We start from the raw sequence: 12,111 nt of genomic DNA on the forward strand, positions 1-12,111 counted from the left end.
GGTCCGAACGGGACGCAAGGCAGGATTTGAAAATGGCAACGAGTGCAGCGACACACGGCGATCACGCCCATGACGAACATGCCCATCCGACCGGATGGCGGCGCTACGTCTATTCGACCAACCACAAGGACATCGGCACGATGTACCTGGTGTTCGCGGTCATCGCCGGCATCATCGGTGCGGCGATGTCGATCGCGATCCGCGCCGAGCTGATGTATCCGGGCGTGCAGATCTTCCACGAAACGCACACTTACAACGTGTTCGTGACCTCGCACGGCCTGATCATGATCTTCTTCATGGTCATGCCTGCGATGATCGGCGGCTTCGGTAACTGGTTCGTGCCGCTGATGATCGGCGCGCCTGACATGGCGTTCCCGCGCATGAACAACATCTCGTTCTGGCTGCTGCCGGCCTCCTTCGCGCTGCTCCTGACTTCGACCTTCGTCGAGGGCGAGCCGGGCGCCAACGGCGTCGGCGCGGGCTGGACGATGTACGCGCCGCTGTCGACCTCGGGCCATCCAGGTCCGGCCGTCGATTTCGCGATCCTGTCGCTGCACCTTGCCGGCGCCTCGTCGATCCTCGGCGCCATCAACTTCATCACCACGATCTTCAACATGCGCGCACCGGGCATGACCCTGCACAAGATGCCGCTGTTCGTGTGGTCGATCCTCGTGACGGTGTTCCTGCTCCTGTTGTCCCTGCCGGTGCTCGCCGGTGCGATCACCATGCTGCTCACCGACCGCAACTTCGGCACCACCTTCTTCGCTGCCGATGGCGGTGGTGACCCCGTGCTGTTCCAGCACCTGTTCTGGTTCTTCGGTCACCCCGAGGTGTACATCCTGATCCTGCCCGGCTTCGGCATGATCAGCCAGATCGTCTCGACCTTCTCGCGCAAGCCCGTGTTCGGCTATCTCGGCATGGCCTACGCCATGGTCGCGATCGGCGGCATCGGCTTCGTGGTGTGGGCGCACCACATGTACACGGTCGGCATGTCGTCGGCGACGCAGGCCTATTTCGTCGCCGCGACCATGGTGATCGCGGTGCCGACCGGCGTGAAGATCTTCTCGTGGATCGCCACCATGTGGGGTGGCTCGATCGAGTTTCGCGCGCCGATGCTTTGGGCCGTGGGCTTCATCTTCCTGTTCACGGTCGGCGGCGTCACCGGTGTGGTTCTGGCCAATGCCGGCGTCGACCGCGTGCTGCAGGACACCTATTACGTCGTCGCGCACTTCCACTACGTGCTGTCGCTCGGCGCCGTGTTCGCGATCTTCGCCGGCTGGTACTACTGGTTCCCGAAGATGACGGGCTACATGTACAACGAAACGCTGGCCAAGGCGCATTTCTGGGTCACGTTCGTCGGCGTCAACATGGTGTTCTTCCCGCAGCACTTCCTTGGCCTGTCGGGCATGCCGCGGCGTTATGTCGACTATCCCGATGCGTTCGCGGGCTGGAACCTGATCTCTTCGATCGGCTCCTACATCTCCGGCTTCGGCGTGCTGATCTTCCTCTACTGCGTGTTCGACGCCTTCATGCGCAGGGTCCCTGCGGGCAACAATCCCTGGGGTGCGGGCGCGACCACGCTGGAGTGGACGCTGTCCTCGCCGCCGCCCTTCCACCAGTTCGAAGTACTGCCCCGCGTGCAGTAAGCAACCCTTCGCCGCGGCGCCTTTGACGGGCGCCGCGGCTCTGTCATCAAGCGAGTTGAATTAAGTGTCGGTCCTCGATCAGAACGCCATCGATATCAGGATCTCCGAGGCGGAGGTCGGCGACTACATCGCTGTCTCTTATACACATCGCGGCCGCGTCACCCGGCCCGAGGCGATGGCCTTCGGCATGACGCTCGCCTTCTTCTCGGTGATGACGCTCGGTATCCTCGTCAACTGGATCGCGGGCGCGCTGCTCGCTTTCACCATCTTCTTCTACGTCGTGATCTATACGCTGCTCCTGAAGCGCTGGACCGCCCAGAACATCGTGATCGGCGGCGCCGCCGGCGCACTGCCGCCGGTGGTGGCCTGGGCCGCGGTGACCGGCACGGTCGACGTCGAGCCGCTGCTGCTGTTCGCCATCATCTTCTTCTGGACGCCGCCGCACTTTTGGGCGCTGGCGCTGTTCCGCTCCGACGACTACGCCCGGGCCGGCATTCCGATGCTGCCCAATGTCGCCGGTCCTGACACGACGCGGCTCCAGATCCTGCTCTACACCGTCGTCCTGATCGCGGTGGCTGCGGCGCCTTGGGCGCTCGGTTATTTCGACTGGATTTACGGCGTCACCTCGCTGGTGCTCGGCGCCGGCATGCTGGTGCTCGCCATCAACGTCTATATGCGGCGCGAGCGCAGCCAGTCGCTGCGCGCGACGCGCAAATTGTTTGCTTTCTCCATTCTTTATCTGTTCGCGCTGTTCGCGACCCTGCTTGCCGAGGTCGTGTTCCGCGCCCTTGCTCCGATGGTAGGGGGCGCATGACGCTGACATGCCCGACAAATCCGAGCCACCAGATGGAATCGTCCTCACCGAGGCGCAGAAGAAGAGCCGCCGTCAGCGCTCGATTGCGATCGCGCTCGCGCTCGGCGTGCTCGTGGTGCTGTTTTTCGCGGTCACCCTGGTCAAGGGACCAGCGGTGCTGAACCGACCATTGTGATGTGTGATGGATCAGAAGCCGACCATATCGCACGACGTGAGCCCTGAAGCGGCAGACAAGGCGGCCGACAGGCCGCCGCGCCGCGGCCTGGGTCGCGATGTCGTTGTCGCGTCCATTTGCGGCGGCGTGGTTGCGCTGATGGTCGGTGCGTCCTATGCGGCCGTGCCGTTCTACAACTGGTTCTGCCGTACCACCGGCTTCAACGGCACGACCCAGGTCGCGACCTCGGGACCCGCCGCGGGGCCGATCGCGCGCAAGATCGCCGTGCGCTTCGATTCCAACGTTGCCCCGGGCCTGCCGTGGAAGTTCGAGCCCGAGCAGACCGAGATCGAGATTAATATCGGCCAGGTCACGACCGTCTATTACACCGTGACCAACCGGGCCGCGCGCACCACCTCGGGCCAGGCGGCCTACAATGTCGCGCCGCTGACGGTCGGGTCGTATTTCCAGAAGATCAACTGCTTCTGCTTCACCGAGCAGACCATGGCGCCCGGCGAGAAGCGGGAGATGCCGGTGGTCTTCTATGTCGATCCGTCGATCGTCAGCGATCACGACAATGACGGGCTGAGCACGATCACGCTGTCCTACACGTTCTATCCGGTACGCGAGCCGGTGGTGAAGCCGCTCGCGTCAGGCGAGGACGACAAGCGCAAAGGCAATCTTTGATCGCCGGGCTCAGATCCGGGGATTGGAATTAAAGGGGATAAGTGCCTGACAGGCACGGGCTAAGGAGAGAGACGGAAATGGCGACCGCGCAAGGCAAGCATCACGACTATCACCTGGTCGATCCGTCTCCGTGGCCGGCCGTCGGCTCGGTCTCGGCCTTCGTCATGGCGGTCGGTGCGATCGCCTGGATGCACCACATGTTCTCGGCGGCGCCGATCATCTTCGGCATCGGCACGGTCGGCGTGCTCTACACCATGGCGAGCTGGTGGGCCGACGTAATCAAGGAAGCCCAGTACAAGGGCGACCACACCCGCGTCGTGCAGCTGCACCACCGCTACGGTATGATTCTGTTCATCGCCTCCGAGGTGATGTTCTTCGTTGCCTGGTTCTGGGCCTTCTTCAACTCGGCGCTGTTCCCGGCCGACCCTGTCCATGCCACGCGCGACGCGGTGTTCGGCTGCGGTCTCGGCACCCAGATGGGTGCGTGCAGCGTGCCCGGAACCTGGCCGCCGCACGGCATCGAGACTTTCGATCCCTGGCATCTGCCGCTCCTGAACACGCTGATCCTCCTGACCTCCGGCACCACCGTGACCTGGGCGCACCACGCGCTCCTGGAGAACGATCGCCAGGGCCTGAAGTACGGCTTGATCCTCACCATCCTCCTGGGCGCGACCTTCACCTGCGTGCAGGCCTATGAGTACAGCCACGCGGCGTTCTCGTTTGCCGGCAACATCTACGGCGCCACCTTCTTCATGGCGACCGGCTTCCACGGCTTCCATGTGCTGGTCGGCACCGTGTTCCTGATCGTGTGCCTGGCGCGTGCCTATGCCGGCCATTTCACGCCGAAGCAGCATCTCGGCTTCGAGTTCGCCGCCTGGTACTGGCACTTCGTCGACGTTGTCTGGCTGTTCCTGTTCCTCTGCATCTACGTCTGGGGTCGCGGCGCCGAGACCATGGCCCACGGCGCGCATTAAGCCCCGGTCGATCGTGTTATAAAGGGGCGGCCTCATCGGCCGCCCCTTTTGCTTAAGGTGTGGAGAGGCGAAGGAAAGTGCATGACCGAGTATCCTCCCACGACCGTTCCCCAGAGCGCGATGCGCGGACTTGCCTGCAAATGCCCGCGCTGCGGGCGGGGCAAGCTGTATGCGGGCTTCCTCACGCTCGCGCCGTCATGTGAGGTCTGTGGTCTCGATTACGCCTTCATCGATTCCGGCGATGGGCCGGCGATCTTCATCATCATGCTGGCCGGCGCCATCGTGGTGGCCTGCGCGCTGATCGTCGAGGTCAAGTACCAGCCACCGTTCTGGCTGCATGCGGCGCTATGGCTGCCGCTGATCCTCGTCACAACGCTGCTGCCGCTGCGCTCAATGAAGTCGTTGTTGATCGCGCTGCAGTTTCACCACAAGGCGGCGCCGGGCCGGTTGGTCGATCGCGCGAAATGAACGGGACCACGACGCGCCACCGCGGCGTGGCGGGCTTTGGCCTGTTCACGCTCGCCATGATCGCAGTTTTCGTCGCGCTCGGTGTCTGGCAATTGCAGCGCCGTGTCGCCAAGCATGAATTGATCGCAGCATTGACCGAGCGGCTGGCAGCACCGCCCGTCGCGCTACCGCCGCCCGCACAGTGGAGCGAGCTCAACGCGGCCAATGACGAGTTTCGCCGCGTGAGCTTCACGGCCAGCTATGCGCCGCTTCCCGACGCGATGGTCTACAGCTCCGGCTCGGCCGTGCGCAAAGATGCTGCCGGTCCCGGCACCTGGGCCTTCCTGCCGGCGCGGCTGCCGACCGGCGAGATGATCGTGATCGATGCCGGCTTCGTCGAGAACACGATGCAGGATCGGTCCGTCGAGGACCGTGCTGTAACCAAGCTCGTTACCGGCGGGCAGGTCGCGCTCACCGGGTACTTGCGTTTTCCGGAAGAGCCGAGCTGGCTCACGCCCGCGGAGAACCGCACCAAGCGGCTGTGGTTCGTGCGCGATCAGCATCTGATGGCGAGTGCGCTCGGCTGGGGCGCGGTCGCACCGTTCTACATCGATCTGGAACAGCCCGTGCCCGAGAACGGCATCCCGCGTCCCGGACCGCTCGATGTGCATCTGAAGGATGACCACCTGCAATACGCCATCACCTGGTTCGCGCTCGCAGGTGCGGTGCTGATCGCATTCGGCGCATGGGTGAGGGGACGGAGGCGGAACTAATCCGCTGGCAGCTTTCGGGGCGGAACCGGAATCTTCCGGGCTTTACCATTCAGCGCGCATTCGCGACTGTGGCATAAGCCGCGAAACGAATTCGCGTGAGCAAATCGGGATGGACGCGTGAGTGATTTCGACCAGATGGGCATTGTCGTCGACTGGCTGGATGCCTGTCGCAAGGGCGACCTCAGGTCGCTGATCGATCTCTACACCGATGATGCCAGCCTCGAATGCCAATGCGGGGGCACGCATCTCTACCGTGGCCGCAGCGAGCTCGAAGCCTATTGGGGATCGCGACTCGGCGCACTCTCCTCCGCCGGATTCGGACTCGAGGACATCAGCCCCGCGCCGCAGGGCGTCGAACTCGAATATTCGATCGCCGGCTCGTTGCGCATCCGCGCCAGCTTCGGCTTCAGCGCCGATGGCAAAATTTCCCGGACCACCTGCGCGCCGGCGCGGCAGAACCCGATGGACTGCTCTGCGTGTTAGCGAGGCAGCGCCGCCAAATATGCAGGCGGGCGCAGTTAGATGCACGCTAGGGTCTTCCCCATTTAGTTAAATTCTAACGCAGGTGGTATTTTCGCTCTTTCCATTTGTTCCCGCTGGCTTATCTGTTGGGGAAAGCGAGCAAGAGCAATGCAAGACATCGTCAAGCCGGCCACGCGGATATTGATCGTCGACGACCATCCGGTCGTCGTGTTCGGTTGCAGGTCGCTGTTCGCGTCGGATCACTCGATCCGAATCGACGAGGCGAGTGACGCAAAGTCCGGTCACCGCGCCTTCGTCAGCAAGCGTCCCGACGTCACCCTCATCGACATCAGCCTGCCCGACGTCTCCGGCTTCGAGCTGATGCGCCGCATCCGCAAGGACGATCCGGACGCCAAGATCATCATGCTCAGCAGCAACGACGATCCGGCCTTCGTGGTCCGGGCGGTCGAGATGGGCGCGCAGGGCTACGTCTCCAAGGGCGACGACATCAAGATCCTGGTCAAGGCGGTGCGCAAGGTCGCGGCCGGCGACAATTTCATCTCGCCTCAGCTCGCGGAGGCCGTGACCTTTTCCGGCGCGGCGATCAAGGCCAACCCCGCCTCGCAGATGACGCCGCGGGAATTGGAAATCCTGCGGCTGTTAGGGCGCGGCGACAAGATCGTCGAGGTCGCCGAAGCCCTCGGCATCTCCTACAAGACCGTCGCCAACACCACGTCGCTGTTGAAGCAGAAGCTTGGCGCGAAAAACCACTCCGACCTGATCCGGATCGCGGTGGCGGTTGAGATGAACTGAGGTTCGGTCGTCTGCACTGAACGGCCACGCTTCCAGCGGCGGGAAAAGACAGCAGGCGTGTCGCGCCGAGCTTTAAATCGCGAAGCGATCCGCGCGCATCGCCTTGGTACGAGCGGGAAAAGTTGGAACGTTCTCCCGCGTAAACCGTTTTTACCCTTGACGATGAGATGACACCCGACCAAAGCTCACGGTGAATGATTTGACGCGGCCTTGGCTCGCGCACCGGCCTCTGAATGCGGATAAAACAGGTCTGCACACGTAACGACAGACCCTTCCAGGAGAGGGCTGCGGCATCGCCGCAGCCCTTTTTCTTGCGTCCCCTTAGGCCGGGGGTGGCACGGGAAGCGGTTTCCCGATGCTGCAAAACGCTTTATGGTGCCCCCAGCTCGCTGCGGCAAAGCAAAGTAACTTCACTTAAATCAAAGGTTTAGGCGATCCGCCGGCCTTTGGAGGGCGGTTTGACTCGATATATCTCCACCAGGGGCGAGGCCCCCGAGCTTGGCTTCTGCGACGTGATGCTGACCGGGCTCGCCCGCGATGGCGGACTCTATGTGCCCCTCGACTGGCCGCAGCTTTCGCCGGAGACGATCGCCGGTTTCTTCGGCCGCCCCTATTGGGAGGTTGCTGTCGACGTGATCCGTCCGTTCACGGGCGGTGAGATTTCAGATGCCGATCTCGGCCGCATGGCGAACGAGGCCTACGCCACCTTCCGCCACCCCGCCGTGGTGCCGTTGCGCCAGATGTCGCCGCATCAATTCGTGCTGGAGCTGTTTCACGGTCCGACGCTCGCCTTCAAGGACGTCGCGATGCAGCTGATCTCGCGGCTGATGGATCACGTTCTCGCCAAGCGCGGCCAGCGCACAACCATCGCGGTCGCGACCTCCGGCGACACCGGTGGCGCCGCCGTCGAAGCCTTCGCGGGTCTGGAGAACGTCGATCTCATCGTGTTGTTTCCGCACAACCGCGTCTCCAACGTGCAGCAGCGCATGATGACGACGACGGGCGCCGCCAACGTGCACGCGCTTGCCATCGAAGGCACGTTCGACGATTGCCAGGCGCTGGTGAAGGGGATGTTCAACCATCACCGCTTCCGCGACAATGTCGCGCTGTCCGGCGTCAACTCGATCAACTGGGCACGCATCGTGGCGCAGGTGGTCTACTACTTCACCTCGGCGGTCGCGGTCGGCGCGCCGGCGCGGCAGGTCGATTTCACCGTGCCGACCGGCAATTTCGGCGACATCTTCGCAGGCTTCGTTGCCAAGCGCATGGGGCTTCCGGTGCGCACCCTGCGCATCGCGGCCAACGTCAACGACATCCTGGCGCGCACGCTCAAGACCGGCATCTACGAGGTGCGCGAGGTGCACGCCACCGCGTCGCCCTCGATGGACATCCAGATCTCCTCGAATTTCGAGCGGCTGATGTTCGAGGCGGGCCGGCGCGATGCGGCCGCTGTCCGCCGGCTGATGGAGTCGCTGAAGCAGTCGGGTCGTTTCGTGCTGCCGGACGCCACGCTCGCTGCGATCCGCGAGGAGTTTGATGCAGGTCGCGCGGACGAGACCGAAACATCGGCTGCAATCCGCGCCGCCTGGCGCGAGGCCGGCGAACTCGTCGATCCCCATACCGCGGTGGCCCTCGCCGTGGCCGATCGCGACACCACGGACACGACGGTGCCCAACATAGTGCTGTCCACCGCGCATCCCGCCAAATTCCCCGACGCGGTCGAGGCCGCCTGCGGCATGCGACCGCAATTGCCGGCGTGGCTCGACGGCCTGATGGCCAAATCCGAACACATGAAGGTGATGAAGAACGATCAGTCCGAGGTGGAGCGGTTCGTGTTGTCGGTCAGCCGCGCCGCAAAGCAGGGAGTTGCCGGATGAGTGTCGAGATCTCCAAGCTTGCCTCCGGCCTCACCGTCGTCACCGACAACATGTCCCATGTAGAGACTGCTGCGCTCGGCGTCTGGGCCGGTGTGGGCGGCCGCGACGAGAAGCCGAACGAGCATGGCATCTCCCACCTCCTCGAGCACATGGCGTTCAAGGGTACGACCCGGCGCTCCTCGCGCGAGATCGTCGAGGAGATCGAGGCAGTCGGCGGCGATCTCAATGCTGGCACCTCGACCGAGACGACCTCCTACTACGCGCGGGTGATGAAGGCCGACGTGCCGCTGGCGCTCGACGTGCTAGCCGACATTCTTGCCAATCCGGCGTTCGAGCCGGAGGAACTCGAGCGCGAGAAGAATGTCATCGTGCAGGAGATCGGTGCGGCCCAGGACACGCCCGACGACGTCGTGTTCGAGCATCTCAACGAGCTCTGCTATCCCGACCAGGCGATGGGCCGCTCGCTGCTCGGCACCGCCAAGACGTTGCGCGGCTTCAACCGCGACATGCTGCGCGGCTATCTCTCCACGCATTATCGCGGCCCCGACATGGTGGTGGCCGCCGCCGGCGCGGTCGATCACCGTCAGGTCGTGGACGAGGTCGAGAAGCGGTTTGCAAGCTTCGAGGCGGCGCCGGGACCAAAGCCGGCGCCTGCGATGTTCGGCAAGGGTGGGGCGAAGGTTGTGCATCGCGAGCTCGAGCAGGCGCATTTGACGCTGGCGTTGGAAGGCGTGCCGCAAACCGACCAGTCGCTGTTCTCGCTGCAGGTCTTCACCAACATCCTCGGCGGCGGAATGTCGTCGCGGCTGTTCCAGGAGGTGCGGGAGAAGCGCGGGCTGTGCTACTCGATCTACAGCTTCCACGCGCCCTATACCGATACCGGCTTCTTCGGACTCTACACCGGCACCGATCCTGCGGATGCGCCGGAGATGATGGAGGTCGTCGTCGACATCATCAATGATTCAGTGGAGACGCTGACCGAAGCCGAGATCGCGCGTGCAAAAGCGCAGATGAAGGCGGGCCTCCTGATGGCGCTGGAGAGCTGCTCTTCGCGCGCCGAGCAACTCGCGCGGCACGTGCTGGCCTATGGGCGGCCGCAGACGGTGCAGGAGTTGGTGGCCCGAATCGACGCCGTCAGCGTCGAATCGACGCGAAATGCGGCACGAGCGCTATTATCGCGGAGCCGCCCCGCGGTCGTTGCATTGGGCAGCGGCAGGGGTCTGGACACGGCGGTGTCTTTTGCGGAAGGATTGACCCGGGCGCGAGCCAAGGCGAGGCTCCACTAGGAGCTGTGCCGGAAGGGCTCGTGTTACGCCCCCGGGAAGCATCACATGGCCCTTTTTCGTTTGCCATCCAGTGGACCTGCCGCCCTCGCCCCACGTGGTAACGGGCTGCTGTTGCGCGCGCCGCAGATGTCCGACTTCCTGCAGTGGGCGCACCTGCGCGAGGGAAGCCGGGATTACCTGACGCCTTGGGAGCCGATCTGGCCGTCCGATGATCTCACGCGCTCCGGCTTCCGCCGGCGCTTGCGTCGCTATGCCGAGGATATCGCCGCGGACCGGTCCTATCCGTTCCTGATCTTTCGGGAACTCGACGGTGCTATGGTCGGCGGCATCACCCTTGCGAATGTCCGCCGCGGCATCGTTCAAGCCGGGACGATCGGCTATTGGGTCGGGCAGTCCTATGCCCATCGCGGCTATATGACCGCGGCGCTGCGGGTGCTGCTACCGACCCTGTTCGGCGAGCTCAACCTGCACCGGGTGGAGGCCGCCTGCATCCCCACCAATGCGCCGTCGATCCGCGTGCTGGAGAAATGCGGCTTCTCCCGCGAGGGGCTGGCGCGTCGCTATCTCTGCATCAACGGGGTCTGGCAGGACCATCTGCTGTTCGGCCTGCTGCACGAGGATTTCCGCGGCTAACCAAGCCGAAACTTGCCCTGTCGTGTTGCCCTATCGTTTGCCTTGGGTTCGCCGATTTTGACGATATAACGCGCAGCAGGCCGGCGATCTGCCGGCACATTGTCATGGAGTATGGCCCCTTGAAGGTGAGAGAGCTTCGGTCCTCGCAGACCGCGCTGCGGCGAGGTCCGGTGATCGCACTGGCATTATCGATTGTGTTCGCGGCGGCTTCGCCTGCGGCGGCGCAGTCGCTGACTGACCGCTTCAAGAGCCTGTTCGGCGGGTCCTCGGACGAGCCGCCGGCCCAGACCACGACGCCGGCGCCCGGCCAGCCGGCCGACGCCCAGACCGAGGTCGACTGCCCGCCGGTCACGGTGCGTGCCGGCGCATCCACCTATGCCGTGGCCGTCCCTGGCAAGCAGGCGGTCGGCAACGATGTGCGCTACCAGGCCTCGATTACCAAGATGGCGCGCGAATGCGTCCGCAACGGCAGCGAGATCACCGCGCGGATCGGTATTCAGGGTCGTATCGTCGCCGGCCCTGCCGGTGCACCCTCATCCGTCGAGATTCCGTTGCGTGTCGCGGTGGTGCAGGGCGGCGTCGGCGAAAAGGTGATCGGGTCGAAGGCCTATCGCACCACGGTGGCAATGTCAGAAGACGGCAGCGTGCCCTTCACCTTCGTCGCGGAGGACATGGTCTATCCGATGCCGTCGGCGGCAGCCGCCGATTCCTACATCTTCTACGTCGGCTTCGACCCGCAGGCGTTGTCGGGATCGTCGAAGCCGGCGCCGAGGAAGAAGAAGTAGGCCGCGTTAAATAACACGCTGTCATGCCCCGGCTTGCCGCCTCCGCTGAAGCTTCGGCGAGCCGAGTTCGCGAGCCTCGTCGGAGCCTTGGCGGAGACGGGACCGGAGCATCCAGTACGCCGCAGCCTTTCCGTATCATTCTCCGTCTCTGGAATACTGGATCGCCCAGTCGAGCCGGGGCATGACACCGAGATTTTGGATGGACCAATCAGCCAACAAAAAAGCCGGCGCTCATCGCGCCGGCTTTTTGATTTGTGAGGAAGCTCGCCTCAGTTCAGCTTCTGCCGAACCTCGGTGATGCCCTTGGCGAGCAGGTCGTCGGCGACCTGGCCCTTGACCGACTGCGACAGGATCGTGGAAGCAGCCTGGACGGCGGCCTCTGCGGCTGCGGCGCGGACGTCGGCGAGCGCCTGGGCCTCGGCGAGCGCAATCTTGCTCTCCGCGGTCTTGGTTCTGCGGGCGACGAAATCCTCCATCTTCGCCTTGGCCTCGGCCGCGATGCGCTCGGCTTCGGCCTTTGCGTTGGCGATGATGTCCTGCGCCTCACGTTCGGCGCTGGCGCTGCGCGCCTTGTAGTCGGCGAGCACCTTGGCGGCCTCTTCCTTCAGGCGCCGGGCGTCGTCGAGCTCGGCCTTGATACGCTCGGCGCGATGGTCGAGCGTGGTCAGCACGGTCTTGTGAATGCCGAGATAGCCAAACACGACCATCAGGATCACAAAGGCGACGGCGACCCAAAATTCAGGTTCGAAGAACATCTCGA

The 12,111-nt window shown here is 64.0% G+C and carries 14 protein-coding genes; 13 read left to right on the top strand and 1 reads right to left on the bottom strand.

The window, feature by feature from the left end:
- The first annotated feature begins 32 nt into the window (after positions 1–32).
- The 13 genes from ctaD to Q3C01_RS19120 all read left to right on the top strand — a co-directional run bounded on the left by ctaD (position 33) and on the right by Q3C01_RS19120 (position 11,351).
- On the top strand, positions 33–1,646 hold the full coding sequence (ctaD, locus tag Q3C01_RS19060) for a cytochrome c oxidase subunit I (protein ID WP_458146845.1): 1,614 nt from the start codon (positions 33–35) through the stop codon (positions 1,644–1,646).
- Between the two features lie 64 nt (positions 1,647–1,710).
- A complete protein-coding gene (gene cyoE, locus Q3C01_RS19065; RefSeq protein ID WP_458146846.1) occupies positions 1,711–2,460 on the top strand; it encodes a heme o synthase in 750 nt (249 codons plus the stop codon).
- 7 nt (positions 2,461–2,467) lie between these two features.
- Entirely contained in the window at positions 2,468–2,635 is a 168-nt protein-coding gene (locus tag Q3C01_RS19070) for a CoxF protein (protein WP_458146847.1), read from the top strand.
- Between the two features lie 6 nt (positions 2,636–2,641).
- Positions 2,642–3,301 (top strand): cytochrome c oxidase assembly protein, encoded by a 660-nt coding sequence (locus tag Q3C01_RS19075; RefSeq protein ID WP_458146848.1) that lies wholly within the window; start codon positions 2,642–2,644, stop codon positions 3,299–3,301.
- A 77-nt stretch (positions 3,302–3,378) separates the two neighbouring features.
- On the top strand, positions 3,379–4,275 hold the full coding sequence (locus tag Q3C01_RS19080; RefSeq protein ID WP_458146849.1) for a cytochrome c oxidase subunit 3: 897 nt from the start codon (positions 3,379–3,381) through the stop codon (positions 4,273–4,275).
- An 81-nt stretch (positions 4,276–4,356) separates the two neighbouring features.
- The gene (locus Q3C01_RS19085; RefSeq protein WP_458146850.1) at positions 4,357–4,743 is read left to right on the top strand and encodes a DUF983 domain-containing protein; all 387 of its coding nucleotides are present in this window, start codon (positions 4,357–4,359) and stop codon (positions 4,741–4,743) included.
- On the top strand, positions 4,740–5,495 hold the full coding sequence (locus Q3C01_RS19090; protein ID WP_458146851.1) for an SURF1 family protein: 756 nt from the start codon (positions 4,740–4,742) through the stop codon (positions 5,493–5,495). Before Q3C01_RS19085 ends, Q3C01_RS19090 begins: the two co-directional genes overlap by 4 nt.
- Positions 5,496–5,612: 117 nt before the next feature.
- Positions 5,613–5,978 (top strand): nuclear transport factor 2 family protein, encoded by a 366-nt coding sequence (locus Q3C01_RS19095; protein WP_458146852.1) that lies wholly within the window; start codon positions 5,613–5,615, stop codon positions 5,976–5,978.
- Between the two features lie 147 nt (positions 5,979–6,125).
- Positions 6,126–6,770 carry a response regulator transcription factor gene (locus tag Q3C01_RS19100; RefSeq protein ID WP_458146853.1) on the top strand — a complete coding sequence of 215 codons (645 nt, stop codon included), beginning with the start codon at positions 6,126–6,128 and terminating at the stop codon, positions 6,768–6,770.
- Between the two features lie 458 nt (positions 6,771–7,228).
- Positions 7,229–8,647, top strand: a complete 1,419-nt coding sequence (gene thrC / locus Q3C01_RS19105; RefSeq protein WP_458146854.1) for a threonine synthase — start codon at positions 7,229–7,231, stop codon at positions 8,645–8,647.
- Complete coding sequence (locus tag Q3C01_RS19110) at positions 8,644–9,933, top strand: M16 family metallopeptidase (RefSeq protein WP_458146855.1); 1,290 nt, start codon at positions 8,644–8,646, stop codon at positions 9,931–9,933. Before thrC ends, Q3C01_RS19110 begins: the two co-directional genes overlap by 4 nt.
- A gap of 45 nt (positions 9,934–9,978) precedes the next feature.
- Positions 9,979–10,566, top strand: a complete 588-nt coding sequence (locus Q3C01_RS19115) for a GNAT family N-acetyltransferase (protein WP_449379159.1) — start codon at positions 9,979–9,981, stop codon at positions 10,564–10,566.
- A 104-nt stretch (positions 10,567–10,670) separates the two neighbouring features.
- Entirely contained in the window at positions 10,671–11,351 is a 681-nt protein-coding gene (locus Q3C01_RS19120) for a hypothetical protein (protein ID WP_458146856.1), read from the top strand.
- Between the two features lie 269 nt (positions 11,352–11,620).
- Here Q3C01_RS19120 and Q3C01_RS19125 read toward each other — a convergent pair whose 3' ends face one another.
- Positions 11,621–12,106 (bottom strand): F0F1 ATP synthase subunit B family protein, encoded by a 486-nt coding sequence (locus tag Q3C01_RS19125; RefSeq protein WP_458146857.1) that lies wholly within the window; start codon positions 12,104–12,106, stop codon positions 11,621–11,623.
- Positions 12,107–12,111 lie beyond the last annotated feature (5 nt).

It is taken from the genome of Bradyrhizobium sp. UFLA05-109, from assembly GCF_054185165.1.